General features: G+C 32.2%; 22 protein-coding genes. 6 read left to right on the top strand and 16 right to left on the bottom strand.

What is annotated here, in order from left to right:
* Nucleotides 1–87: 87 nt before the first annotated feature.
* Entirely contained in the window at nt 88–1,518 is a 1,431-nt protein-coding gene (locus AABL52_RS13810) for a PQQ-dependent sugar dehydrogenase (protein ID WP_341517682.1), read from the bottom strand.
* Between the two features lie 177 nt (nt 1,519–1,695).
* On the opposite strand from AABL52_RS13810, the gene AABL52_RS13805 reads away from it, so the two are divergent.
* The gene (locus AABL52_RS13805; protein WP_341517681.1) at nt 1,696–1,953 is read left to right on the top strand and encodes a hypothetical protein; all 258 of its coding nucleotides are present in this window, start codon (nt 1,696–1,698) and stop codon (nt 1,951–1,953) included.
* Between the two features lie 196 nt (nt 1,954–2,149).
* Here AABL52_RS13805 and AABL52_RS13800 read toward each other — a convergent pair whose 3' ends face one another.
* The 7 genes from AABL52_RS13800 to AABL52_RS13770 all read right to left on the bottom strand — a co-directional run bounded on the left by AABL52_RS13800 (nt 2,150) and on the right by AABL52_RS13770 (nt 7,610).
* On the bottom strand, nt 2,150–2,599 hold the full coding sequence (locus AABL52_RS13800) for an NUDIX hydrolase (RefSeq protein WP_341517680.1): 450 nt from the start codon (nt 2,597–2,599) through the stop codon (nt 2,150–2,152).
* Nucleotides 2,600–2,816: 217 nt separating this feature from the next.
* Entirely contained in the window at nt 2,817–3,932 is a 1,116-nt protein-coding gene (locus AABL52_RS13795; protein WP_341517679.1) for an NAD(P)/FAD-dependent oxidoreductase, read from the bottom strand.
* Nucleotides 3,933–4,058: 126 nt separating this feature from the next.
* Nucleotides 4,059–4,712 (bottom strand): YdeI/OmpD-associated family protein, encoded by a 654-nt coding sequence (locus AABL52_RS13790; RefSeq protein WP_341517678.1) that lies wholly within the window; start codon nt 4,710–4,712, stop codon nt 4,059–4,061.
* Nucleotides 4,713–4,859: 147 nt separating this feature from the next.
* Nucleotides 4,860–5,627 carry an arylamine N-acetyltransferase family protein gene (locus tag AABL52_RS13785; RefSeq protein WP_341517677.1) on the bottom strand — a complete coding sequence of 256 codons (768 nt, stop codon included), beginning with the start codon at nt 5,625–5,627 and terminating at the stop codon, nt 4,860–4,862.
* A 138-nt stretch (nt 5,628–5,765) separates the two neighbouring features.
* Nucleotides 5,766–6,269, bottom strand: a complete 504-nt coding sequence (locus AABL52_RS13780; protein ID WP_341517676.1) for a MepB family protein — start codon at nt 6,267–6,269, stop codon at nt 5,766–5,768.
* 105 nt (nt 6,270–6,374) lie between these two features.
* Nucleotides 6,375–6,746, bottom strand: coding sequence for a DUF4180 domain-containing protein (locus AABL52_RS13775; protein WP_341517675.1), 372 nt, complete (start codon nt 6,744–6,746; stop codon nt 6,375–6,377).
* 171 nt (nt 6,747–6,917) lie between these two features.
* The gene (locus tag AABL52_RS13770; protein WP_341517674.1) at nt 6,918–7,610 is read right to left on the bottom strand and encodes an HAD family hydrolase; all 693 of its coding nucleotides are present in this window, start codon (nt 7,608–7,610) and stop codon (nt 6,918–6,920) included.
* Nucleotides 7,611–8,057: 447 nt separating this feature from the next.
* Between AABL52_RS13770 and AABL52_RS13765 the strand changes: the two genes are divergently transcribed.
* The 4 genes from AABL52_RS13765 (at nt 8,058) to AABL52_RS13750 (ending at nt 11,390) form a co-directional block, all read left to right on the top strand.
* Nucleotides 8,058–8,723 carry a response regulator transcription factor gene (locus tag AABL52_RS13765; protein WP_060486774.1) on the top strand — a complete coding sequence of 222 codons (666 nt, stop codon included), beginning with the start codon at nt 8,058–8,060 and terminating at the stop codon, nt 8,721–8,723.
* Nucleotides 8,716–10,188: a sensor histidine kinase gene (locus AABL52_RS13760; RefSeq protein WP_341517673.1), complete on the top strand. Its 1,473-nt coding sequence runs from the start codon at nt 8,716–8,718 to the stop codon at nt 10,186–10,188. The genes AABL52_RS13765 and AABL52_RS13760 overlap by 8 nt, the downstream gene beginning before the upstream one ends.
* 328 nt (nt 10,189–10,516) lie before the next feature.
* The gene (locus tag AABL52_RS13755; protein ID WP_341517672.1) at nt 10,517–11,053 is read left to right on the top strand and encodes a DinB family protein; all 537 of its coding nucleotides are present in this window, start codon (nt 10,517–10,519) and stop codon (nt 11,051–11,053) included.
* 154 nt (nt 11,054–11,207) lie between these two features.
* Nucleotides 11,208–11,390 carry a hypothetical protein gene (locus tag AABL52_RS13750; protein WP_000273229.1) on the top strand — a complete coding sequence of 61 codons (183 nt, stop codon included), beginning with the start codon at nt 11,208–11,210 and terminating at the stop codon, nt 11,388–11,390.
* A 294-nt stretch (nt 11,391–11,684) separates the two neighbouring features.
* On the opposite strand, the gene AABL52_RS13745 is transcribed toward AABL52_RS13750, so the two are convergent.
* From AABL52_RS13745 to AABL52_RS13715, 7 genes are all read right to left on the bottom strand, one after another.
* A complete protein-coding gene (locus AABL52_RS13745; protein WP_000447843.1) occupies nt 11,685–12,362 on the bottom strand; it encodes an ABC transporter ATP-binding protein in 678 nt (225 codons plus the stop codon).
* Between the two features lie 11 nt (nt 12,363–12,373).
* The gene (locus AABL52_RS13740) at nt 12,374–13,807 is read right to left on the bottom strand and encodes an ABC transporter permease (RefSeq protein WP_341517671.1); all 1,434 of its coding nucleotides are present in this window, start codon (nt 13,805–13,807) and stop codon (nt 12,374–12,376) included.
* 499 nt (nt 13,808–14,306) lie between these two features.
* Entirely contained in the window at nt 14,307–14,906 is a 600-nt protein-coding gene (locus tag AABL52_RS13735; protein WP_341517670.1) for an undecaprenyl-diphosphatase, read from the bottom strand.
* Nucleotides 14,907–15,479: 573 nt separating this feature from the next.
* Nucleotides 15,480–18,050 carry a type I pullulanase gene (gene pulA, locus AABL52_RS13730; protein WP_341517669.1) on the bottom strand — a complete coding sequence of 857 codons (2,571 nt, stop codon included), beginning with the start codon at nt 18,048–18,050 and terminating at the stop codon, nt 15,480–15,482.
* Nucleotides 18,051–18,513: 463 nt separating this feature from the next.
* Nucleotides 18,514–20,217, bottom strand: coding sequence for a M4 family metallopeptidase (locus AABL52_RS13725; RefSeq protein ID WP_341517668.1), 1,704 nt, complete (start codon nt 20,215–20,217; stop codon nt 18,514–18,516).
* A gap of 737 nt (nt 20,218–20,954) precedes the next feature.
* Nucleotides 20,955–22,901, bottom strand: coding sequence for a bifunctional metallophosphatase/5'-nucleotidase (locus AABL52_RS13720; RefSeq protein WP_048566287.1), 1,947 nt, complete (start codon nt 22,899–22,901; stop codon nt 20,955–20,957).
* A gap of 586 nt (nt 22,902–23,487) precedes the next feature.
* Nucleotides 23,488–24,003 (bottom strand): DinB family protein, encoded by a 516-nt coding sequence (locus AABL52_RS13715; protein ID WP_001020420.1) that lies wholly within the window; start codon nt 24,001–24,003, stop codon nt 23,488–23,490.
* Between the two features lie 533 nt (nt 24,004–24,536).
* Here AABL52_RS13715 and secY point away from each other — a divergent pair.
* Complete coding sequence (gene secY, locus AABL52_RS13710; RefSeq protein WP_341519678.1) at nt 24,537–25,841, top strand: preprotein translocase subunit SecY; 1,305 nt, start codon at nt 24,537–24,539, stop codon at nt 25,839–25,841.
* 17 nt (nt 25,842–25,858) lie between these two features.
* On the opposite strand, the gene AABL52_RS13705 is transcribed toward secY, so the two are convergent.
* On the bottom strand, nt 25,859–26,896 hold the full coding sequence (locus AABL52_RS13705) for a DnaA N-terminal domain-containing protein (RefSeq protein ID WP_341519677.1): 1,038 nt from the start codon (nt 26,894–26,896) through the stop codon (nt 25,859–25,861).
* Nucleotides 26,897–26,960: the final 64 nt, after the last annotated feature.

Raw genomic sequence — 26,960 nt, 5'->3', positions numbered from 1 at the left:
TTATTGTTTATTTGTATCCTCTTCTAGAAATCAATCACTATACATTAGACAATTGTAAAAAGAATGAATCAGAGAATTTATATCATATTAAGGAACAATTTCAAAAATAGTACCTTTGTTAAAGTCAGTTACTTTCATAGAACCATAAACTCCTAAATATAACCTGGTTTGATCCGAATTTGTTCCTAAACTCATATAATAAGCTGCTTGCGTACCGAAATCATAATTGGTTTCAATAACATGAAAGTCAGTATGTTTACCGTCTGTACCTGCTCTAACATATGCTAAAACACCTTTAACTGGCGGCCGTGAATCTTCTTTCTTAGCAAGATCGGTAAACACAACGCTACCATTTAAATTTGGGATTGCAGTTCCCATATATGGCTGAACTCCTGTTAGTGAAGTTCCTCCAAACTTATCTGGTCTGGGGTCTTTATGAAAATAACTAATTAGTGGCTGAATTCGCTTCACTGATGTTTCTATTGTTTCATTATAATAAGCCATTGTTCTCTCATCCAAATTAGGATTCTCAGAACAGTGCCTTATAAAAGAAGTAGGTAATTCTCCTTCCCATCCTCTCCAACCAAAATTAATAAATCCATCTTGATTGGGAGTTAATCTCATTACATGCATTTGAACAAGTTCAGTAACCGGTATCGGTTTATATTGGACAAATGAAAAAATAGACTCTACAATATCTTGCCCGACATTACCGGCGTATTTGATATATTGATTATAAAATCTTTGGAATGAAATGCCGGTTATATTACGAACACCTTTCACAATTACTGTAAGTGTTTCTTGTATAGATAGAGGAAGTTCATTAAAGCGCGTAACTACTGGAGGATTATTTATAAATATATTTTTGCTTACATCGATTTCAATGATTTTACCTGCTATTTCTAAATCATCTTGGCTTAAATTAAATGGATCATAACCCGAGCCACCATCACCATTTGTAAAAACAAGTTTCCCCGTCTCTGGAGAAAAGTTTAATGTATTTACTCCATTATGATTAAAAAATGGGCGTTTTATATGAAGTAATGTTCTACGTTTTTGAGGTTGAGCGTTTGATTGTAAAATCCATTCTTCAATTGTATCAATATGATCATATTGAGTATCTCTATTTAGCCACTTTAAGTTTAAAGTTTTCGGGTCACAAGGATTCGGTTTAAATTGTTCAGAAAGCGCACCTGGACCTTGGGTTCCAGCTACTGAATAATGAAGATAAAATAAACCGTTTTGATAAAATTGAGGATGAAACGCAAGTCCTAGCAATCCCCGCTCATCATAGCCACTACTAGAAACACCTTCTTCAGATGTGCCTAATGTAATTATCAAATGACGAATATTTAAAAATGTTTTTATGACGCCGTCTCCTATGTAGAAAATCTCCCCTAATTGGGTTGCGATAAATAGCCTTTCAGTCGATTCGCCTGGAAGAATAACTGTTTTTATTACAGTGGGTAAATTTATGTTATGAACAATGGGTCGTAAACTAACCTTAACTTTTGTCAATTAACTTTACACCCCTTTGTATTCTTTTTTATATAGAAGAATATGATTAGAGTAGTTCAATTAGTATCAAAACTATAGACAAGTCAGTTTTCTACTTAGCATCAATTAACTTATATCCCTTATTATTACATTTATAGTATAATAATAAGTATAAAACATAAATTAGGGGGACAATCTATGGCAATCTTACTACAAATCATCGTACCGCTTATATGTGCAATATACTTATTTACCCTCTATCGTAATACGAATATAGGAAAAGCTGCATTTCTTTTGGCAGTCATTATAGGAATTTTCGGTTTAGAGAATATTTTTCAATATGCTAGTTTAACAGATCATACTGTTTATCCATATTGGGGGAGTTTGAAGGCTGTTGTTATCGTTTTATCAGTCGTATTTCTATTTAAAACAGGTGGTTTAACAGAAAAATATTGATTTGTAATACTGTATATATATTCTTGTTAAATTTCTTTTATTGTATAAAAGAAAAAATGTTTATGTGAAAAACAAGAAGGGATGTGTTACATATGTCTATAAATATTGCTACGAAAAATAAAAGCCTTGCTACACTCCATATGTAGCAAGGCTTTTTTAAATTGTTTAATTCTTGTTCCACTAATATCGTTATTAGCTAACACTTTAATTGTTTTAATAGTCTTTTGTTTAATTCCCACAATGCTGTTTTGTTGCTATCCCATTTCAAAAGCGTTACTGCTTCCTCAAAGCATAACCACTTATAAATGAAGTGTTCTTTAGATAATGAGATGTTTTTTGTAGGGACTTTAACTCCGAAAGAAAATTCTTTTATTACATAAACATCTTCTCCCCAAAGGAATCCTCCAACTACATCCTCTACTGGTAGTGAAGACACAGAATCTAATTTTATATATGGGCATTCTCTTGTAATACCAGCTTCTTCAAACGCTTCCCGTTTTGCTGATTCAATAGGAATCTCACCGTCTTCTCCACCACCAGCTATTCCTTGCCAATAACCATAATCACTTCGGTTGAAAATGGCATATTGAATAGAATCGTCAGTTTTTATATAAGGAAATATTAATACTTGATATGGTGCTCTCATTGCTTAACCTCCTCTCAAAAATAAGCTTTAAATAAATATAAATAAAGAGCAAACATCACAATTCTACATTAATAATGCAGGTTTATGGTGTCAGCCCTCTATTTTTAAAGAATTTTATTTTTCATATACAGACTTACTCTTAACGGAGGGAAAAACCGCTTATTTCCTGTCGAATTCGCTTAGCGTGTTTTTTTCTAAATGTTAGCAGTACCCCATATTATTCAATTGCACCAGCAACGTCATAATCGTTTAAATCTAATTCTATTGTTTGGCCGAGTGCTAATTTAGCAAGTTCTGAACCTAAATATGGGCCAGCCGTTAAACCAGAAGCGCCTAATCCGTTTGCAATGAGAATACCTTCAAAGTTAGGTAGTGGTCCAATAACAGGTAAGAATCCTGGAGTAAATGGTCTAAATCCAACTCTCGTTTCAAGCATAGTACCATCTTCTAAACCAGGTGCAACTGTTAATGCTTTATGGAATACTTCATGTAAACCACCTGCTGTTACACGATGATCGAAACCAGTGTCATTCTCATGTGTTGCACCAATTACGACATGACCATTATCAAACGTTAAAATGTATTGATCGTTTGGCGGCATTACAACTGGCATATTTCCTGTTGCTGTATTTTCAATTTGCAAATGAACAATTTGTCCTTTTTGGAATGTAACTAAAAAATTAATGCCTAACGGATTCAAGATTTCATTCGCCCATGCGCCTGCAGTTACAATGACCTTTTCTGCTAAAATTGTTTCATCGTTTACTGTAACTCCAGTAATACGATTACCTTCACGAACTAATACAGCATCTCCTTTTATAAAAGTAGCACCATGTTTTTTCGCAGCACTTATTAATGCATTACGTAATGATCTTCCATTTACTCGTGCAGCGCCACTAATATGAACAGAACTATATTCTTCTGATAATGCTGGGAATAATTTTTTCGTTTCTTCAGCTGATAAGCGAGTGATTTCACCAATCTCTGGTGCATCTTCACGTCGTTTATAAGCTCGCTCTTCCATTTGATTTAGTTTTTTCTCGTCAGTATGTAAACTAATTGCACCTACACGGTTGTAACCTGTATCTGTTTCACCGTCTTCTTCTAATTGTTGGATTAACGAAGAGTAGTAACGTGCACCGCCTTTAACGATTTTATACCACGCTTTATTACGGCGCTGAGAAAGCCATGGACATACAATACCTGCTGCTGCATCAGTTGCTTGACCTAATTGTTGGCGATCCACGATAGTAACGTTCGCACCTGCTTTAGCAAGATGATAAGCAGTAGACGCTCCTAAAATACCCGCTCCAACTACAATATACGATTTCATTTTAAACACCTTTTCTTTTTTGCTAATTATTTAAATATAAGAACATACTTTAGTATACTGAAAGGAATCCTTTTTTCAATGTGCTAAGCATAATTAATTGTTGCATCATTGTGACTTTCCTAGTTATTATTTTTTCTTCTTACGGAATAATTCAATTGTTTTATATCCTTGTGAAAGAATTTCAATCATTTTCTCAAGACGTTTATCACGTGTTTTTTCTTGTTTTACAGAAAATAAATTACGTGCCCAATCTTTTTGATATCCAGGTGTTAAACTTTGATAAAACGTAAGTTCATTCGGATGGTTAACCAATAATGCTTCAACATCTTTAATACGATCTGCATAATCAGCAACACATTGACTCATAGCAGGCGTTTTCTTCTCTTTTTTCTTTTCACGCTTTAAACCTACAACAGTAAAAACATCGTCCATACTTACCATTCTTGCAAATTTAATATCACTCTGTCCTACATACCCATCTTCGCCAACGCTTAATGCAGGAAACATCTCATCACGGTGAATAAACGTACTATAACGAGAATTACCTTTTTTTGGATACGCGAAGAATATATAACCTTTTTCAATTAGTAATTCTTCATTACTAACAATAAAATTCGTTTGTTTTACCATTTCATCAAGTGTTTCTACAAAAACAAAAATGGCATCGTGTTCTTTTGAAAATACAGTTTCTTTCCCTGTAAAAATGTCATAATCACTAGGTTCATGAATTACGACCATATTTGTATACTTATTAAGTTTCAATTTATCAATAATTGACATAAAAATCTTCCTTTTCATTCAAAATTCATTGTTCATACTGTTCTAGTGTATTATATCTATTAAGAAAATCAAACTTTAATAGTAGTTTTAAAATAAAGTTAATAAAATAGCCGATTCTGCATAAGAACCGGCTAGCTATTCATTACATCACAACTCAATAGCAAATAAAGTATATAAAAGCTCTCTATATTGATCTTCTGTAATTTCACGTTTTACTTTTTCACCATGAATAATTTCAGTTAAACTAGTATTTGTTAAAGAAACATGGCCAGAGTCCGTTAATTTGACTGCGATTGGGCCCTTATTGAAAATAGATTTCCCATCTTCTATTACTCTTCTTTGAACATCGTTCACTACTGCCTCATCAATGATACGATTATAAAAAGCATGACAAACTTTACACTCTCCGTTCGTATCTTTTCTTTCTAGAACGTAATTCCCTTTACTTGTGTCTCTTTTTTTCACTCGATACGTACCGTTTTTACTGGAAACAGACTCACCAGTAAAAGGTACAGGGATTAAAGGTACTAATGAAGCAATACCTACATCAATTAAGTATTGTTCGTTAGTATAATTTAAAATAATCGTTATATGCCCATCCTCAAGTGCCCATGCGTTTATATCATTTTTATATACGGTTCCAAGGGCAAGTTGTACATCATAACCACATTCTTTTAAAAAGTAGTAAAAAAGAGTATTTAATTCATAACAAAGTCCGCCGCGGGATGTAGTTAAAATTTTATTCTGTAAATTTTCCGTAGTAATTGTATTCGCATTACGTGCTATAACATCTAAATTCTCAAATGGTATAGTGTGTGCAAATGCAAAGAGAATTGTATTTAATTCTTCAAACTTCACTTCAGTACGGTTTGCAAGTTTCAACCTTGTAAACATCTTTTCTTTTAGACTTGTCATAGTCAGCACCCCTTAACATGTATAAGTTAAAATAGTATATGCTGATTGTAAATTTGATGGGGTACTGAAACAATGTACATTTCGTTTAACTGTACCGGTACAAAAAGTCTAACCCACAAGGTTACTTAAAACAAGAAGCTACGAATACAAATGTAATAGTTTATCTGTAGGTAAATTATTACGATCACTTAAATCAACAAAATATTGAAGTTGCCACATTTGGCTCTTTTTCGCTTGATTGCTAACAGGAGTATCCCAAAGCGGATAAACTCTTATAGCCATCTTTCCTTTTTGACTTTGCGTTTTCAATATTTTTTCTTTAAGTAGAATTTCTTTAGGGAAAATAAATTGTCCTAGTTTATTATCATCAATACAAGTGATAACTAATAAGTCAGGAGCAGCGTCATAAGAAAATGCTTGATTTTGCATATTGTCATCTTTTTCCCAAAAAGAAACAAATTGCCCGATTTTATTAGGAGTAATTTTTGATACTCTAAAACGGATAGTCTTGTTATTTAAGTGAAATAAACAACCTGCATATTCTGCATTTTGCTGTTCTTCTTTTAGATTCGTGATTATTAATTCGTTAGGTTTGTAAATTATATTGTTTAAATTTCGGATTACATTATTAAATTTATTCAAGAAAATCCCCCCTTTATTCACCTCTTAGTTTATCACAAACATCAGTTCTTATATGTTGTAAATAATAAACGACGTGAAAAAGAAAGAGATTTTACTGGGGCATTATTAAAGCTTCAATGTACTTAGTTTTTCAATTGCTTGCTGTTCAGTTGCTAAGTAAAAAATGTCTTTTCCTTTATTACATTCATATATAAAGTCCTTTAAGCTTTTACTAGTATACATAGAGAAATCTCCAATAATAGCAATCTTTACTCTGTAGTTTATAAACTTTTGAAGAATATCACCAGCAAGTCGTGTTTTTAAGTCAAAGAAACTTTCGCTTATTAATGATTTGTCGATGATAATATGTTTCGCATTCACCTCATATTGAACTGTTGCCATAAGATCCAATGCAGTTTGAACATCGGAAAGTAATACTTTATCGTTTTTTATGACCGCTATATTTATTCCATTGATAACTAATTTCTTTATTTCCATAGTCCCACTCCTTTTATACTTACACAGTAAGAGTAAACTTGTATTGCAGCTCTTCATAGTAATCATAGTTCAAATTAGATACAGTGAATAAAATAGCCTCTTTTTATTTCATATATATATTATTTATATTACTAATACGGTCAATGAAATTATTAAATACCGAGATTGGTTTTACTTGTTATAAAAATATTGTGGTGAAACATAACTTAACAAACTATCCAAAGTGTTAATCTCGGCATATGGTTGTATTTGGGTAGTATTCTTGATTTTCTGAGGGTTAAACCACACACCGTTTATATTTGCATTTTGAGGACCAGCAATATCCTTTTCTAAGTCATCTCCAATAAATAATACATCTTCTGGTTGCACATTAAGCTTATTTAATGCTAGTTCGAATATACGTTTATCAGGTTTACTCAATCCTACTTCTTCAGAAATAATAATCGTATCAAAGTAATTGTTTAAATTCGTGTTAATTATTTTAGATTTTTGTCTATGCGTTGAGCCGTTTGTTATAATTCCAATTTTAAAGTGACTCTTTATATGATTTAAGAAATGAATAGTATTTTGGTCTATTGAAAAACATGTAGGGAAATTTTCATTCCAAAAATCTTGGATATAATTGTGTGGTAATCTATATATTGGCGCGAATTCATCAAATAATGATTCTAAAACTATCGTTTTATTACTAATGCCGTATTCTCTTTTATCGTATTCTTTGAATTTCTGTAGCATATTGTTTTTGATTGTATCACTAACATCCTCATAACACTTTTCTAAAACTAATAAAAACAGATTATCTACTGCCTTATCTCTATCAAGTAACGTATCATCTAAATCAAACAGCATCGCTTTATAACTCATTAAATAATTTCACAACCTTTCTCACATAATTTAAATAATCCTTAGTTCGCACCTTAGGCCTTTACTAAATTAGCAAAAAAACTCCAAAGTTTGTGGCGTACGCTCTAGAATTTCGCTGGCTTCTTTTATATTTAAATTCATCTCCCTTTCTTCCTTCTATTAAAGTTCCGAAAATATATTTTCGGAAAAATTAAAAAACTTAATAAATTTCACATTATTATACATTATTTTTTCGTAAATATTAATCGTTCAGCTTTTTATATGATAAGTTTTTCAAGCACATAAATATTTCTCCATAAAAAAGGAATATGGGTAATAATACTTTTTTACGGAGAATACACAATCTTGAAAATGGAGCTAATACGTTAAACGTCCTATAAAGTTTCCCGCTGTTTCTCCACATAAACTACAGATAGTACGGCTATAATGACTACCAGAGGTGATATTATGAAGAACTATCATATCCTCGTGGTTGAGGACGATCAAGAAATTCAGGAATTAATTAAACAATTTTTAATGACACAACAGTATACAGTGGTAGTTGCTTCAGATGGACTAGAGGGTATGACACAATTTAATAAGCAATCCTTTGATTTAGTTCTTCTAGATGTAATGATGCCCAATCTTAATGGATTTGAAGTTGCTAAAATGATTCGAAGTCAGTCAAACATACCAATTATTATGCTAACTGCGTTAGAAGAAGAGGAAGATCAAATGAAAGGGTTCGATCTTGGGATTGATGATTATATTACAAAACCCTTTTCGTTTCATGTTTTAATTAGACGAGTCGAAGCTGTACTTAGAAGAAGTTATGATAAAAATGTAAATAATCATTTGGTGTTTAAAGAAGTGCGTATTGATGTTGATGCATATAGAGTATATGTAAATGATGTTGAAATTTTGTTAACGACAAAAGAGTTCGAAATTCTGCAACTACTATTTCAAAATGAGAGAAAAGTACTTACAAGAGAAAATATCGTAGAAAAAGTTTGGGGATACGATTATTTTGGAGAAACACGAATAATAGATACACATATTAAAAACCTACGTAAAAAACTAGCCATCCCCTATATTAAAACAATAAAGGGTATTGGTTATAAAATTGATGAATAGAATTGTAAAAATCATGAAGATGAAGCAAATTACTTATAAACTCTTTATGACTACATCTCTCATTTTGTTATCCTTTGCAGTATTGATTTATTTAACTTTATATTTCTTTCTCCCTACGTTTTATGAGCAATACAAAACAGATCAACTTCAAACAGGGATAAAAGAGATAATTGATAAGTCCAAAAATCTTACGTTTCAAGATGCGATACCACTTTTTGATGAATACGCAAAAAAAAATAACGCCATGCTTTCGCTTCAAAATAAAGAAGGAGTAATTATTTACTCGCCTTCATTTTCTTTTATTCAAAGTGGTACACAAACAACAGTAGTTACTAAAGCCACACGATTTGAGAATGCAGGTACCATTAGCAATTCATATAATGTTACGGAACCAATCCAATTCCAAGATGGTAGTTTAACGCTTGTAGTGTTCGCAACATTTCAGCCGATTGATGAAGCTTCGCAGGTATTAGTGCGCTTTCTCCCCTATATTAGTATCATCGTGCTTGTGATTGGTATAGGGAGTGCTTATTTCTATTCGAGGTTTATTACAAAGCCACTTATATATATTAATGAGGGTGCACAAAAGATGGCAAATTTAGATTTCTCCGAAAAAATTGAAGTTCGCTCTACAGATGAGTTAGGAGAATTATCTAATAGTTTGAATGACATGTCTATTAACTTACAACAAGCTATGTTTGATTTAAAAAAAGCAAATGAACAATTACAAAATGATATTGAAAAAGAAAGAGAAATAGAAACAAAACGCAGAGAGTTTTTTGCCATTGTAGCACATGAATTAAAGTCCCCTCTTACTGTAATGAAAGGATACTTAGAAGGGATGATATACAATATTGGCCCTTATCAAAATCGTGATCAATATTTAAGGAAAAATCATCAAATTATTGAAAGTATAGAACAATTAGTTCGTGAAATTTTAAGTATGTCAAAGTTAGAACAACACACTTTTAAACTAAAAATAGAAGAAGTTAATCTTTCAAAGTTAATAGGTACAATTACAAAAGATCTCGAATTTTTCGCTTCTCAAAAAAGCATCCAAATAATAAAAGAAATTGACTCTGATTTTTCTGTTTATACAGATCGTGTTCTTTTTGAAAAAGCATGTAAAAATATTATCCATAATGCAGTTATGTATTCACCACATAATGAAAAAGTCTATATAAAATTAAGTAAAGATTCTAAACATGGTCAAATCGAAATGCAAATTATAAATACAGGTATCAATATGAAAGATGAAGACATACAACAAATTTTCAAACCATTTTATCGAATTGAAAAATCTAGGAATCGAAATACTGGAGGAAGTGGTTTGGGGCTATATATTGTTAAACAAATTCTTGAAAGACTAGATATAAAGTATTCTATAAAAAATATGGAACATAGTGTGCAATTTAGCATGCGTATTCCATTATCTAAACACAAAAACAAACAAACTCTCCTTTAAATAGGACGAGTTTGTTTGTTTTTGTAGTAAGTATAAACTGATTAACAGGCTTTTCAATTAATGATATATGCTACTTCTTAAATTGCGATTGTCATAGGTAGTGACAAACTGTATCCAACTTAAATATTCACCTTCTACTATAACCGCCAAAAAAACGAAATTCCGCTTAGCAGCAAATTAGATTCTCTTATTTGAGATGCATTTCATCTATGCAACTGAAAATTAATCTGAAAAATGCATATTTCCCTCCATTTTTCAGATTAATTTGGAATTCTTTTATGATAAGCTATATGTAAAGATTAAACATAAAACATAAAGGATGATTCGTATGCAAATAAGACCAAAGGCAAGTGAATATAACTCCTATTATGCAACGTATACCAAATTGGTATCAGACGGAAATATCATACATATTCTAGAACAACAAATGAAGGAAACGAATCTTTTATTAAAGAGAATTTCTGATAGTGAGGGACTTTTCCGGTATGCTCCTACTAAATGGAGTGTAAAAGAAGTAATCGGTCATATAGCCGATACAGAACGGATTATGGCGTATCGATTACTATCTATCGCTCGAGGCGAGAAAACAGAACTTCCAGGCTATAATGATGATATGTATGTTCTTAGAGCTGCTTTTGATAAGCAATCTATGCAAGATCTTCTTGAGAATTTAATAGCTGTTCGCCAATCTACCCTGTATTTACTTAGAAGCTTAGATAAAGAAGCTTGGTCACAAAGAGGAAATGCGAATAATTCTGAAGTTACAGTTCGTGCATTAGCATACATCATTGCTGGTCATGAGCTTCATCATCTTCAAATTATAAAAGAACGTTACATTGGTTCTAATGTATATCCAGCAAGTTAATACTTGAAGAAACATAGTCTTATTTATGTAGGGATCTTTTTCAGTATTTATAAAATTCGCCACATAATATTAAGTTATCCCCTTTTATTCTGTACATAATTTTCTTCAGGCTGATATACTATAAACACAATAGTTCTGGAAAGGTTATGATGTTATGTATGAACAACAAAATAATAGAGATAGAGATCAAAAAATGATGTTTTCTATGCAGGGAGTTCCCTCAAATAAAATTAACATGAATCAATTACCTAAATGGATTAGAATTTTTGGCTATTGTGCGTTTGGTTGGATAATAGTATTTAGTTTAATTATGATTGTAGGTTTAATTCTGCAATAACTATACAGATACACAGTTAAACGGGACAGCATTTAGATTATATATCTAGGTAATGTCCCGTTTTTTATGTGTGATTATCCCATGATATAGGTAACCAATTATAAGAAAAAGAACTTGTAGAATATCCTACAAGTTCTTTTTCTTATATTATTGAAACGGGAACAACAAACTATTTTACATTCAGTACAGGGAGACCATTTTGATTATGGCTTGATTTTATTATAAATCAAATATAAGCTTTTGAAAGGGTTGCATTTTGAAAATTATGTGAATTGAACAACTACGATGTTTATATTAGATTTCATTTACGACCAACTTCTTCTTACTTAAATACACTGCACGATCTGATTTTTTAGCAACTTCCTGTGAGTGCGTCACAACAATAATGCATTTATTCTCTTTATGTGCAAGTTCTTGAAACAGTTCTATTATATCCATTGTGGTTTCCTCGTCGAGGTTTCCTGTCGGCTCATCTGCAATCAGTAAATCAACATTACAAGATAGTGCTCGAGCAATTGCTACACGTTGTTGTTGCCCACCACTTAGTTGCAAGACGTTTCGTTTCGCTTCTATTTCTGTGAGTCCTACTTTCTCTAATAATTCTAATGCCCTTACCGTCTTATTTTTCACTTTGACACCTGTAATTTCCATTGCTGTTAAGACGTTTTGAAGAGCTGTCATATAGGTAATTAAGTTATAAGATTGGAAAATTACAGATACATTTTGATTACGGTATCGATCTAAACCAATCTTCCGAATATCTTTGCCATTATACAGGACATAACCATTTTTAGGGATATCCAGTCCACAACCTAAGCTTAGAGTTGTAGTTTTACCAGATCCAGATGGTCCTAAAATCGTGTAGAAATGCCCTTTTTGAAAAGAAAAGTTGACATTGTCTAGTATTGCTACATTTTTCCCATTACTTTCATAATAATAATCCAAATTTTTAAATTGTAAAATCGTTTCCATATTAAGCCTCCTTATTCATCTTTTAAAAGAATTTGTTTTGGATTTAAACGTAGAATAGATAATGCCGGAAGAAGCGTCGCTATTATAGCAATAGCTAGTCCAATCCCTCCCATTTTCCCTACATCTTCTCCTGTTACACTTACATCAATTTTATCAATTGGATCTTCTTTTTGATTTTGTAGCGTGCCACCAGGTCCAGACATCATTACAGTACTATTATTTCGCATGGTGTCCGTTTCTTCGCTTGTTGTAGCAATTTCATTCGAAAGTAAATTATCCCCGATATATTGAGAAACTTTAGCTCCTGTTGTTATGGATAATCCAAATGCTAAAATAGCGACACACACTACTTCTACTACGAACTGCGCCATCAGCTTCCACTTTTTCTCTCCAATAGACAATAGAATTCCCATTTCTTTACGACGTCCTTTAATTGATAGCATAATGATTAATCCTAAAATAATCGCACTTGCAATCGATACAATATAAATAATCATTTGAGAAGTCGAAGAAATATTTTCGATAGGACCAATCATTTGTTTGTACAATGAATCATGCGCATCTAATTTATAATAATTAAAATCAATATTAGATTTTTTTGCTTCTTTTTTAAATGCATCAATATATTGTGGATCATTCAAGAAATACACGACTTGAACACTACTTATACCTTGATCTACTTCTAATTTTTTCATAGTTGAATGTGGCATATATAGTTTATTAGCTGGATCCATAATAGGAGGAGCCTGTTGACCCATTGCTTGTTCATTCGTTTCGTAAATACCGATAATTTCAATCTCGAGGGTTTCCTTCTTATCCCCTGATTGTACTTTTACTTTGTCTCCTACTTTCAAATTGTTTAATTCCGCTAATCGTTTTTCCATTAAAGCTACATTCTGATCTTTCATCTGTTCTGTAATTGGTTTTCCATCAATGATTTTACTTTTTCCGTTTTTAAAGCTTTCTTGTAATGCAGTCTTGCGGACTCCCTCAATCATAAACGAAGCATTCATATCTATTTCTGTACCAGAGCTTGAACCGCCTCGCACAGCCGCCATTCCCACTTTACCTTTTCCTTCTTCTTCTCCTTCTGAAGCTCCTACTAGTTTAAGTCCATCAGAAATACCGAAAGTGTTAGCTATGTAATTATAGTCTTTTACATACTTGGATTTCGCTAATTGATCTGTTTCTTTTGTATCGAGCTGCGGTGGCTTTGGCATTTCTCCAGTTTCCTGAGCTTTTTGACCTAATTTGTCGAAATCAAGACCTAAAGTAACATCTGCACCAAGTTTTTTTCTTGCAGCATCAGCTGCCTTTTTTGATGCATTTTGGATTGTGAATCCTGAAAGAACCAAATTTGTAACAATCAGAAATACTGCCATTAAAATTAATGATGTTCCTATCCTTTTTTTCAAACTGAGAATTGCGCGTTTCATAAAATTCATTTTTTCTTACCTCCTTGATAACTTGTATTCTATATATGTTATCTAGAGTCTATATGGAGCTAATCAGTAGTTTATCTATAGATATAAGGAGTTTATGTGTAGTTATTCATTGGCCTGGTCAAGAAAACCGAAAAGCCAATCCAAAAGCGTAAAGAGAATTATAGGAAAAGAGAGAGGTTAAGCTTAATTTAATGTATGTAATATAAAAAATATTTATTGTATAATTTATATACAATAAATATAGAGAACCTATTTAAATATCTACATAGGGATTGTTAAATGTACTCATAGAAATCACGTCATTTTAAAAGGTACACTTTTTAATACAAAAATAAGCTATTTTGAATGGTTGGATAGAGTTGAAGAGACTTATATTCAACTATGGGTTCCCTATACATCATTATCAATCTAATATTTTGCACTTTCGATAAAACGAAAAAGACGTTATCCTTTCTGTAGAATTATAGGAAAGGATAACGTCTTTTTTATATTTCTATACTCAAAATCCCTTTGAATTGTTTTTGGATGGTAAAACATGTTTCTCTACTCTTTCATATAGAGTAAGCAATTGATTGATAAAAGAAAATTTCTGTACTAACCAATAAGAAAAAAATGCTGAAACACATCCTATTAAAGCCCCTATTGCAACATCAAAAGGATAATGAACCCCTACCCAAATACGAGAAATCGCTACACTAAATGCAAGTATAAGCCATAACCATCCAGTTTTTTTACGAACAAGCCAAAACGAAAAACAAATCGAAAAAAAGAGAATTGTATGGTCACTAGGAAATGAATTATCTACAGTATGGTCGACAAGTTTATTCACATCAGGCAATACTGCAAATGGTTGATAATTCAGATGAAATTCCCCTGCTATTTTTCCAATCACCTCAGCAATTACAAAAGCAACCATCGCTTGTATAACCATCACCCTAGTTCTTCTGGAACCAGTAAACCAATAAGCTAAAATAATTAATGCAAAAATATATACCGTATATTCTGCCAAAAATACCATAGTTGAGTTTAGGAATGAATATTGTTTACCTAAATTATTAATTGCTCGGAAAATATCAATATTGAATTGTGAAAAAGACATTTTCAAATCCCTCCTTTTTAGTAAGTTGTTTTACTGATTTCAATATACCTTCATTGCATGAATAGTTTTGGTTATTGCACTCATCTAAAAATATCAACCTCTTATGACATCGCTTTCTTCTTTTTCACTTTAATAAAAAAAGAAAAAGGAAAACATCGAACTTTCTTACAAACATTCGTGCATTCTTACAGTTTTGTCATTTTCTCGTCACTTAGTAAATGGATTCATCGTCTTGCCTTTCGCTATTTTCAAACCTCTTGTAACTCTAGGTTTATATTCGTCTTTCAATATGAAACGATTAGTTTTGCAACAATTTTAGAATCGCATATTTCTATGTAAACAACTTCTGATTGATATAATTTATTTGTAGACACTTATCCGCTGAAAAGTTAAATGTATACTGCAACTATGGATACTCTTATTACACATAAATAAAAGGAGAAGAACCTTGGTAAGTTCTTCTCCTTTTATTTATGTTTTTTATTAAATTGTAATGAAATTACAGTATGTGAAATTATATTGCTTGAACTTTAAAAACTAAGTGAAAATAACATTTCACTCCGCTTTTTGCATTTATTTAATCGGTTTCTCTGTTTTTAAAACTAACGAACTTAATGCAGGAACTTTAATTTTATTATTATGGACAACATAAAGTGTTTTACTACCTGCTATTTTACCGTCTACTAGTACTTTCCAAGGACCTTTCGATGGAAGCGTTATGTCAACAGCTTCTCTATTCGCATTGTGAACCACCATAAAGTTTTCGTTTTTATTCCCATTGCCCTTTCCGTCTATTGAATAAGTCACAACATTTTTGGGAGCATCAATAAAAGATACCTGTTTTTTAATTTGTTCTGCAGATGTCATTCGAAAAGCTGAGTACTTTTTGCGTAATTCTATTAAGCCCTTCATATAATCTACTTCATTATTAAATGCTGCACGGCGCAACCAGTCTATCTGGTTAATTGAATCAGGAGATTTGTAACTATTATGATCACCATATTTCGTGCGCATAAACTCTTGTCCTGCATGTAAAAATGGAATGCCTTGTGATGTTAATAAAATTGAAGAAGACAATTTGTGCATTTGTTTTCGTACTTCTTCACTGTCACCTGGATTAGACAACTCAAGTTTATCCCATAAAGTATGATTATCATGTGCTTCCACATAAGTTAGTACCTGCTCCGGATCTTGATAAGTAGACGAATTTGTATCGTAGTCAATTCCTGCCGTAATACCTTTTTTAATACGGTCTTCCATGTTTTCCCTTCCATTTACAAACCCATTTTCTTTCTCCTCAAATACACTACCTTTCAATCCATCACGTATATTATCATTAAAATGGGCAATCCCTTTCATTTTTTCTGCATTCTTTTGATTTGCTTTCAACTCTGCTGCAAGAGGTGTATTTAAATCCCAACCTTCTCCATGCAGTATAATAGAGGGGTCAATTTGATTAACAGCTTTACGTATTTCATTCATCGTTTCATAATCATGAATACCCATTAAATCAAAACGGAATCCGTCTAAATTGTATTCTTTTGCCCAGTATGCTACAGAATCGATCATAAATTTCCTCATCATTTTTCGTTCTGAAGCAGTATCATTTCCTACTCCGGTGCCATTTGCAAATGTTCCGTCTTCATTGTAACGATAATAATAACCTGGAACTAACTTATGAAAATTAGATTCAGCAGCATTATACATATGGTTATAGACTACATCCATAACAACACGAAGATTATTATCATGCAGTGTTTGAATCATTTGCTTTAATTCAGTTATTCGAACAGTTGGCTCATATGGATTTGTAGAATAGGATCCCTCTGGAACGTTGAAATTTTTCGGGTCATATCCCCAGTTATATTGTGGTTCGTTTAATTCCTCTTCATTTACTGAAGCATAATCAAATATCGGTAAAAGCTGAACGTGTGTAACACCAAGATCTTTCATATGATCAATTCCTGTTTTCACACCTCCAGGCCCTCTTGTTCCTTTTTCTGTTACACCTAAATATTTCCCTTTATGTTTAATGCCACTTTCGGGCTGGATAGAAAGATCACGTACATGCAATTCATAAATAATAGCATCTTCCGGATTTTTAAATTTCGGCTTTTTGTTAGCGTTCCATTTTTTCGGATTTGTTTCTTCTAAATCAACAACCGCACCTTTATCTCCATTTACAGAAGCAGCACGTGCATACGGATCAACTGCTTCAGTCCACTTATCACCAATTTTCACCTTATACGTATAAAAGAGACCTTTTTGGTTCCCTTTAAGTTCTGCTTTCCAAGTGCCCTTTTCACCTTGTTGCATGTTTATTTCAGTACCTATTTTATCGTTCCATTTTTTATATGTAACTAACTTCGCTTCACTCGCAGTAGGAGCCCATACACGGAACTTCGTATGCTGAGGCGTATATATATTACCTAAATCGTTACCACTATAATAAAATAATTTATCAAACTCTTCGCTACGAATGACTTTACCTATTTCAGTATTCGTATCAGCTACGTTTTCTATTTTAACTTTGTAGGTCTGTTTTAAATCAATTTTCTGTTCCGTAATTATTTTCACCTTATTAGTAATATCTCCACTGTTTATATCATAAGGACTAATATCTTTAATTTTAATGCCTTCAATTTCAATATTCCGTTCTTTAATATGAAACGGGACATTAGTCGTTACAGTAATTTCATTGAAACTATCAATAGTTGCTTTTTGAATGGATAGATCCGAAGAGGGCTTAGAGTTATATACTTTATCATCACCAGAAAGAATCCATACTTCAGCACGACCATCCTTTATATTTTCAATCCAACGATCGCCACCATCTTTTTCCCACTCATTCGTACGAATGATAAATCCTACACGATTATAGTCACCATCTATATTAATCTTAGCGTACTTTCCAAAATCATCTTCGCCAGTAAATTCATATGATTTACCATTTGCATTTTCTCCCCATGTCCAAAGGTTCCATTCTTTTGTATTTCCAGATTGCTCTTTGTAATGAATGATAACTTCAGTTGTTTTCGAATTTGAAACTGCCTTTACACTTTGAAAAGAGAAAACAGATGATAACATAACGATTATAGTCAGTAATACAACGGATTTGTTAATTAATCTTTTTATCATTTGCACCACATACATCCTTTCTTTAAATAGTACGTACCATTTATTATGCTCGTACTAAATTACACTATTTAAATTAATCTAGAAATCTCTTTTACTTCACCCCCATATTGGCAATTTTCACATATGGATTTCAATGATCTTCTTATTACGAAAACGTTTGCATTAATGTTCAAAAAAATAGATTTGTTTATGTCTGCATATATGTATAAATACTAAAAGATCAGAGAAATCATTTTAAAGCAATCGTTTGTTATCGCTTTCATTCTATAGTACTTCCTATCAAGAGGTCAATATATTATTAATTTTCAGTTTTTAAATTTTATTCCTTATATATTTATCGCAACTTATTGAAGATAGATAGCTTTATTATCGCTCATACATTGCTGCAAAAAAACAGCTACTATCTTTAAAATGACAGTAGCCGTTTTTCATAATATAAAAATATATGAATTAAATCTATATTTCTAACTTACTTAATTTTTGCTGCATCAAATGCCTTTTGAACTGCTTGAACCTCAGCAGTATTTGCTCCATATTTATTCGTTGCCACTCGAATACATGCTGATCTCAATTCTTTGAAATTAGAAGTCATGTTTAACTCATCTGTATTTGCATAATAGAAGATATCAAACATTTTATCCTCACCAATCCCTTTAACAGTTACACCGTTATGAGTTCCACCTTTTGCAATGAGATACGCAACTTTATTAATAATACTTGAATTAAAATGAACGCCACCTTGATCCCATCCATTAAAATCATTAAATTCACTGTAATCATCTGGATAAGGTACACCAAGTGAAGAAGGAACAGAAGCCGGGTTTTCCATATCACGGAAAATAGATCCAGTTTGTTCTCCCATCGTCCAGTTAAAGCTTCCATTATTTACGTATTTCTCAATAGATGTTCCCATAATATCAGATAGCGCCTCATTAATCGCACCAGATTCACCGTAGTATTCAAGATTAGATTCGCTAGAAGTAACAGCATGTGTAAATTCATGGCCAGCTACGTCATATGCTTTGACGATAGGATCTCCATATACAAGCATACTTCCATTATTCGCACTTAAAGCATTCTGCCAATTTTTCGGATCATTCGTATCTCCAGAATCCCAAGCATGTACAACTGAAACTACCTTTTGTCCCTTATTATCAAAGCTATTACGCTTGTATTTATCTTTATAAAAATCAAATACTTTTGTTGCTAAGTAATGAGCACTTACTGCTTTTGGATCGTTAAATGTTGTCGAAGTACTAGTTGCTAATGTACCAGGATAATAGCTTTCTTCTTTAGTAATATCTCTATAATTCACATCATATGTTTCAATTCCTTGCCCTCTTGTATAATCAGCAAGAGCATATTTGCCATTACTTTGTTTAGAGATACCAAATGTACGTGATATACCTAAATCATCTTTTCCTGTTCCAGTTAATGATGTAAGATTGCTTTTTTTACTTTTCTTTAATGCTCCAACTAGTTTTTCACTTGCTTTTAAGTTAGATTCTTGTACCATATTTTTTAACATATCACCATTTTGTGCATTTACTAAATATGTTCCGGAAACATAGTTTGGTGTTGCAGCTTCAAATGTAACCTGGTATGCATTACTTGCTTGTCCATTATTTTCATCAACAAAAATAACTTCCTTAACTTCTGGCTCAGAAATAAAATTGATATCGTTCCCGTACTTCGTATAAATATATTGTTTCGCCTCATCTTTTGATAGATTGATAGGTTTTTTCAATTCTTCTTGTTTTAAATTTTGCGCGCTATCACCTGAAACACTTTTAATAACACCGTTATTATCTACGTGTGCAGTTAATTGATGACCATATACTTCTTTTCCTTCGTATGTTTGCTGTATACGTACAAGTGTAGTCCCATCATATGAACCACGTTTTTGAAGAACTTTATAATCTACTCCTGTTTCTCCATTGACTTGCTTTGGAGAAAGAGCTTGTTCTGTTTTCTTCTTAAGAGCATCTTTTACTACATTCTCTGGTGCCTTTTGTGACGGTTGTGTAAGTTCACCCGAACGGAACGATTCCTCTTGAATTTGAATTTGTAGTTGGTCTGTTTCCTCTGCATGACCTACCCCGTATGGTGCTACAGCTGTTAAAGCTAAGCCTGTTGTTAATGCTACCTTAGTTAATGTCTTTTTGTTTTTCATTTTGTTCACCTCGTATAATTTTTGAAATAGAAAGCTTGTACAAAGTATACTTCCTGTTTCTGTCGAAAAAAAGAGAAAATACACAATTTATGTAACATTATGCAAAATTACATATATGTGGTCGATGGTATAAAGAAAGAACGACACATATATGTATATTAATTTCAATAAAAAAGAGCCCTTTTAGGTGCTCCTCCAATTGGTTAGTTGTTAATTATCTATATTCATTCTAATCAAAGTACCCTTACATCTAAATAACAACATAAAAACCCACTCTTTACTATTTTAAGAGTAGGTTTAATGCTATTAAAATAACAATTATTATAGAACATCTTATAATTTATATTACTTATTTAAACTTATATTTCGGAAATGAAGTTGATTTAGAATAAAGATGGACCAAATGAATACTAATGACCTTGATAAACAAGAAAAAGAAATTTCATGTTTTGTTTTAAGATGTATATAGTAGACAAATACTTTAATGAGGCAGCGCATCTACAATTTAGTTTTTTAATATAATGTTGTAAGGTATGTTCTTTTAAGGATATTATAAATATGCATAGTAAGAAATAAAACCATAATTATTTAAATAAAAAATCCCCCGGATTTGTTTAATGATCCAGGGGTTTTTTTATCGTTGAGTCTTTATATTTCCATACCAATCACAAACTTTTTTAGGATAATGGTATGTCCAAGTTTAATAGTTTTTTGCACGAGAGCCATCTATTTTATATTTATTTAATTATCCTACTAAGTTTTTTGTAAAATTCACCTTTTCTTTTTACATGATTAAACTGATTTGGATTAATATTAGCTTTGTGTGAGAGTGCTACAATCTCTTCTTTTGTAATTGAATCTTTAGTATTTATAGATGCTATATTTGTATATTTTCCATCTTCAGTTTTTGGAATTTCTAAAATCCCTTTATTTACAAGATCCACTACAGCCCTATGCTCTGAAGAATGTGTATTCACGCCAGTAATTTTCCAATTATGCATAACTTTTGGTGTGTATACACCATTCTTTACCTCTTTTAAATATGTAATAGCAAGGTTACGAATGGTTCCACCAGTTTCCCCGAATGCATTCTCTTGTTTAGATGACCAAATTTGTTCAAATTTCCGTCCCTCTAAAGCTCCACCTTTTGCCTGAAGAGCCTCCATTCTATACGCATTCATTCCCAGCTTCATAACATCGTTCGTTTTGATTGGTTTATTTGTACGAATAGAACGTAAATTTGTAATTCTACTTCCATATGGTTTTGTTAAGTCAATTTCGTATTTTACGCCTCCAAAGAAATCATTCGTACTGTATTTAGAAGCACGACGGGTTTTATCAAAGCTAACTGTTACATCTCCGGCACGAGATGAGTTAAAATACCCTGCCGCCCATTCCATATAGTCTTTTAAGTCTTTCCCAGTTACCTTATATACCGTAATTTCACCCAAAGCATATTGATAATTATATGCAATATCTTTTTTCTTAATAGGACCTACATCCAAACGGGCATAGTCATTATCAATTTGATGGGCTACTACATCTGCTTTGCTGTAGTAGAGCATAACTTCATGAAAGAAATCTGATAAAGGTGTCTCTTGAATCTGCACACTTGGAATACCCTTTATTTCATTTTCAGGAACAAGGTTTCTACCCTTTAATTGAGCGACTACAACATTTGCATCTCCCCTCGCATACTCGTGAAAAGGTGTCAGTGTGTCTTCAAGTGTAGGATCAGATACTACTGTTGTTCCATCAGTATTTTTTACAGGTATAGCTGTAGCAGTTTTATCTTTTAAAACCAGCTTTCCATCTTGCTTTGTAAAAGTAAGGTCAATACGCGAGATATGTGTTCCATATTTATCTGGTTCTGTAATAATAACGCCATTTACAACTTCTTTTTTAACAAGTTTATGCATATGAGCTGCAAAAATAGCACTTAGTTCCGGACAAGCATTCGCAATATCTTGAACACCAGTACCAGGGATTCCATTCTCATTTTCTAGTCCCATATGCATAACCCCTACCATTACATCTACTTTACCCTCTAATTCTTTAATTGCCTTTTTTGTCTCTTCTACTGGATTTTTCACTACCAATCCATCCAAATGATCTGTCCCTTTTTCGAAATCACTAATCATTGGTGTATTCATACCAATAATTCCGACTTTAATTCCACCTTTTTCAACAATTGTATATGCAGGAAGAAAACGCTCTCCATTTTCCTTATAAATATTTCCTGCTAACGTCTTGCCTTTATATTGCTCACTAACTTTTTTCAATGTATCTAATCCAAAGTTAAATTCATGATTTCCAAATGCCCAAGCATCATATCCCATTGTATTCATCGCTACCATCATTGGCGATTGTGGCTGATCATTGAATAACTCTACCGAGTTTCCTTGAATTGTATCCCCAGCATCTACTAATATAGTATTGGGATTTTCCTGACGCACCTTCTTTATAACCGTATAAAGCTGCGTTAAACTTCCACTCGTATTTGCTCCATCAAGTGCATAATCCCAAGGCATAAATCTACCATGAATATCTGCCGTACCTAACAATGTAATATTAACATCAGATTCCTCAGCCTTAGAAATAGCTGGTTTGGCTGTTACTGCTGTTACAAGAAGCATAAGAATAATAAAATAGCATACATAGTTCTTCCATTTCATTTTTTGCATAATAACAATATTTCTCCCCTTTTTGTACTGCTATAAAGTTGCTTGAACTTTAAAAATGTAACTTATTATTCGGAAAAATTCAACTGCAAAAGATAATTTTGGAGGTGGTTCTGTTGTGAAAATATAGAGAATAAAATGCATATACCCCCTAGCAGAATAGTATTTACTTCTTCCTCCAACGTGTGAAGAGCGCTAAACCAATGGTAGATGTATATGTACTTTCAAAATTATGGACATATAACTCATTTCCGAAAATCATTATAACTTAAAGATATAGTGTGTAATGCTGATTACATTTTCGGATTTCATTGCTAATTTATTTCCTTCTAAATGAAAATGCTGAGATCACTTCCAAAAATAATAACCCCGCCTTCATTTAAGACGAGGTTACACTTATACAGTAATTCGGATTCAGTTTTTTTCGAATGTTCGTTTCCTTTTCAAGAGTAAGATCTGCTAGTTTCTTATTTTCTTCTGCTCATTGGTTGCTTTCAACTAAATTCATCATAATTTTAATCAGGATTTGTATTTTATCACTCGAACCCTTGATGCTATCCTAAATCGCTCAATAAATAGATAATAATTTTTACTTTTCAACTTCACAAAGCAACTGTATCTCTTTGATTTGTTCTATATGACGCTGTTCATGCAAATAGATTAACTCTATCCACTGATCAAGAAGTAATTCTCCAAGAGCTGGATGGATCACTGATTTTTTTGCTAATTTAGATTCATCTTCTATTGTACTCAGAAAACGCATCAATTCTTTTCTAGAGTCGTTTAACAAATCAACCATTTGCAGCACTTCAAATGGTTCTATACTTGGTTCAATCATTTCTGGTGCTATAAATTTTATCGATCTATCTAATACAATAGTGTGAATTTCTTTACGCTCATTTTGGAAACTATCCATCTTTTTTAATCCTGACGAAATAACCGTTATAACTCTCTCATCTAATAAAACTAAGTGATGACAAACTTGTGCTATACTCCATTTATCCTTATCTGGTTTTTTATTAAATTGAGCATCACTTAACAAAGTAATTTCCTCAAATAATTGATTTCTCGTTTCATAAAACTTGTCATTTACAAATATATTCATGTGAATTCTCCTTTCATTAGAACCTATATACTTAGATTCCTGCGTTAGAAATATTCTCTATAGAAAAAAGATTTTCCTTCACTACTATTTCAATCAAATCTTTTCTTGCTTTAATAGTTTCGCTAATTCACGACTAAATATATGAGTTTTCTCAACATCCTTGAAGATTTCCTTGAGGTTATCATGTGCTACAGCTACACCCTAATACTTTCCACCGAATCCTTTCAATACAACTACATAAAACGTTCCTAATTATCAATCTAGCATTAAATAAATGTAAAAAATGCCCCTATTCATTCATTTTTCATGCGTATGTATGTACATTTGTTAATTTATTCGATATATTATGTGTATTGAATGATTATGAAAAGTTTATAGGTCGCTAAAAAACCTTATATTTTTATATCCGAGAAAACTACAAAATGTATGTAAATCCATTTGTCAAATGAATTTAATGCGGAAGGAGGTTTGTGGTTACTTCATCGGGATATAATAATCAGTTTTGAACTGATAAAAATATAGGAGGCGACAACATGTTTCGTACGATTTCAAATTTCATGAGAGTAGCTGAGATAAGAAACAAAATTCTTTTTACGCTAGCGATGCTAATTGTTTTTCGAATTGGCACGTTTATTCCAGTTCCTCATACTAACGCAGAGGTATTAAAAGTACAAGATCAAGCTAACGTTTTAGGTATGCTAAACGTATTTGGCGGAGGAGCACTGCAACACTTCTCAATCTTTGCTGTAGGTATTACACCTTATATTACAGCTTCCATCATAGTACAATTACTACAAATGGACGTTATACCTAAATTTTCGGAATGGGCAAAGCAAGGAGAGATGGGCCGTAAGAAATCAGCTCAATTCACTCGATACTTTACAATCATTCTCGCATTCATACAAGCCATTGGGATGTCTTATGGTTTTAATAATATAGCAGGTGGACAATTAATAACAGATCAAAGCTGGACTACATACTTATTTATTGCGACAGTTTTAACTGCAGGTACTGCATTTTTACTTTGGTTAGGTGAACAAATTACCGCTAATGGAGTAGGTAATGGTATTTCGATGATTATCTTTGCAGGACTTGTAGCAGCGATTCCAAATGTTGCGAACCAAATTTATTTGCAACAATTTCAAAATGCAGGCGATCAATTATTCATGCATATCATAAAGATGGTTTTAATTGGTCTCGTAATTTTAGCGATAGTTGTTGGCGTAATTTACATACAACAAGCCGTGCGTAAAATACCGATTCAATATGCAAAAGCTGTTTCAGGAAACAATCAATATCAAGGAGCAAAAAACACTCATTTACCTCTTAAAGTAAATAGTGCTGGTGTAATTCCAGTAATCTTTGCTTCTGCATTTTTAATGACGCCGCGTACAATCGCGCAGCTCTTCCCTGATTCAAGCGTCTCAAAATGGATCGTTGCAAATCTTGATTTTGCACATCCATTTGGAATGACACTTTATGTCGGTCTTATCGTTGCTTTCACATACTTCTACGCATTTATTCAAGTAAATCCTGAACAAATGGCTGAGAATTTGAAAAAGCAAAATGGATATGTACCTGGTATTCGTCCTGGTAAATCAACAGAACAATATGTAACGAAAATTTTATACCGTTTAACATTTATCGGTGCGATTTTCTTAGGTGCAATTTCCATTTTACCGCTCGTATTCACAAAAATTGCTACATTACCACCTTCTGCACAAATTGGTGGTACAAGCTTACTTATCATCGTCGGTGTAGCACTTGAAACGATGAAGACGCTAGAAAGTCAGCTTGTGAAACGTCATTATAAAGGATTTATAAACAAAGTAAATTAAGTAAAAAACACAGTTGGTTATTTTTCCAACTGTGTTTTTGATTCTACTACCTCTAATTTTCCCACTAATGTATCAATCACCTTTTCCAAGTTCACTATTTTTTCTTCTAATGCTTGGATACGTTTTTCGCTATCTTCTACATTATTATATTTTAAATCATCATTGGACGATTTGAACTGCTCCCATAATTCAAAAATAGTATTTTCAGTAGGTGATTTTGATTTTTCTCCATTACTGACCGCATCTTTATTTGATTCTAATTCAAATTGAAGTTCATATGTATTTCCAGTTAACTCTTTAGCTATTTCTGAAATTAAATCTTTATAAGAATGCTCAACCCATCCTTGTTGGAATTCGTTTTCAAAATAAATGACCAATGAATTCTCATTTATTCTGGCTGTCGTTTCTTTAACCCACGTTTCATATGAAGGTCTTGAAATTATTAATTGCATTTTACCTTTTATTTCATTCCAAATTGTATTGGGTTCTTCTTGTCCGAAAGTGAGTGAATTATTTTGCATATGATGAATATGTGTAATAGAAGTAGTTTTTGATTCTATTTCGAACCAAATTTGATATTCTTCATTAGTTAGATTCTGTACGGTACTTGAAATTATATTTTTATACTCCCCTTCAAGCAAGTCACGATGAAACGCATCTTCACAATAGATTATTAATGTATTATCTTCTATCGTAGCATTTGTATTTCTAATCCATGTCATAAATGTTTTCTCTGTTAATTTTGGCCTTAATGCTTTCTTTACTTCATCCCAGCTACTAAGCCTTTCTTTTTGAATATTTTTCAACTTAGATGGTTCGCCATTACATAGATCGAACTGGATTTCAAACGTCGTATTAAACATTTCTCTTAATGTATGAAATACTAATTCTTTGTAATGAGATTCTAACCAATCACGTGCAAATTCATTCGGACAATAAATTGTTAATATATCATCCTCTAAATAAACAGATGTATTAGTAAACCAAGTTTCATATGATGGTTTTGAAATTTGCGGTCGAATTTTTTCCTTTACTTCAGTCCAATTTATTTTCATAATAACTCCCCCTCTTTTTTGGTTTTCTTTCATATAGCCTAATAATATTACGACTTTCCCATAA

The sequence above is a fragment of the Bacillus paramobilis genome (assembly GCF_038096195.1).
GTDB lineage: Bacteria > Bacillota > Bacilli > Bacillales > Bacillaceae_G > Bacillus_A > Bacillus_A mobilis.
The sequence above is the reverse complement of the archived record's forward strand: the minus strand, read 5'-3'. Positions and strand labels throughout refer to the sequence as shown.

What these genes read in the sequence shown, in the direction of transcription:
- AABL52_RS13805 (WP_341517681.1), top strand. Translation starts at nt 1,696, where the DNA reads ATGGCAATCTTACTACAAATCATCGTACCGCTTATATGTGCAATATAC.
- AABL52_RS13800 (WP_341517680.1), bottom strand. Translation starts at nt 2,599, where the DNA reads ATGAGAGCACCATATCAAGTATTAATATTTCCTTATATAAAAACTGAC.
- AABL52_RS13795 (WP_341517679.1), bottom strand. Translation starts at nt 3,932, where the DNA reads ATGAAATCGTATATTGTAGTTGGAGCGGGTATTTTAGGAGCGTCTACT.
- AABL52_RS13790 (WP_341517678.1), bottom strand. Translation starts at nt 4,712, where the DNA reads ATGTCAATTATTGATAAATTGAAACTTAATAAGTATACAAATATGGTC.
- AABL52_RS13785 (WP_341517677.1), bottom strand. Translation starts at nt 5,627, where the DNA reads ATGACAAGTCTAAAAGAAAAGATGTTTACAAGGTTGAAACTTGCAAAC.
- AABL52_RS13775 (WP_341517675.1), bottom strand. Translation starts at nt 6,746, where the DNA reads ATGGAAATAAAGAAATTAGTTATCAATGGAATAAATATAGCGGTCATA.
- AABL52_RS13770 (WP_341517674.1), bottom strand. Translation starts at nt 7,610, where the DNA reads ATGAGTTATAAAGCGATGCTGTTTGATTTAGATGATACGTTACTTGAT.
- AABL52_RS13765 (WP_060486774.1), top strand. Translation starts at nt 8,058, where the DNA reads ATGAAGAACTATCATATCCTCGTGGTTGAGGACGATCAAGAAATTCAG.
- AABL52_RS13760 (WP_341517673.1), top strand. Translation starts at nt 8,716, where the DNA reads ATGAATAGAATTGTAAAAATCATGAAGATGAAGCAAATTACTTATAAA.
- AABL52_RS13755 (WP_341517672.1), top strand. Translation starts at nt 10,517, where the DNA reads ATGCAAATAAGACCAAAGGCAAGTGAATATAACTCCTATTATGCAACG.
- AABL52_RS13750 (WP_000273229.1), top strand. Translation starts at nt 11,208, where the DNA reads ATGTATGAACAACAAAATAATAGAGATAGAGATCAAAAAATGATGTTT.
- AABL52_RS13745 (WP_000447843.1), bottom strand. Translation starts at nt 12,362, where the DNA reads ATGGAAACGATTTTACAATTTAAAAATTTGGATTATTATTATGAAAGT.
- AABL52_RS13740 (WP_341517671.1), bottom strand. Translation starts at nt 13,807, where the DNA reads ATGAATTTTATGAAACGCGCAATTCTCAGTTTGAAAAAAAGGATAGGA.
- AABL52_RS13735 (WP_341517670.1), bottom strand. Translation starts at nt 14,906, where the DNA reads ATGTCTTTTTCACAATTCAATATTGATATTTTCCGAGCAATTAATAAT.
- AABL52_RS13725 (WP_341517668.1), bottom strand. Translation starts at nt 20,217, where the DNA reads ATGAAAAACAAAAAGACATTAACTAAGGTAGCATTAACAACAGGCTTA.
- AABL52_RS13720 (WP_048566287.1), bottom strand. Translation starts at nt 22,901, where the DNA reads ATGCAAAAAATGAAATGGAAGAACTATGTATGCTATTTTATTATTCTT.
- AABL52_RS13715 (WP_001020420.1), bottom strand. Translation starts at nt 24,003, where the DNA reads ATGAATATATTTGTAAATGACAAGTTTTATGAAACGAGAAATCAATTA.
- secY (WP_341519678.1), top strand. Translation starts at nt 24,537, where the DNA reads ATGTTTCGTACGATTTCAAATTTCATGAGAGTAGCTGAGATAAGAAAC.
- AABL52_RS13705 (WP_341519677.1), bottom strand. Translation starts at nt 26,896, where the DNA reads ATGAAAATAAATTGGACTGAAGTAAAGGAAAAAATTCGACCGCAAATT.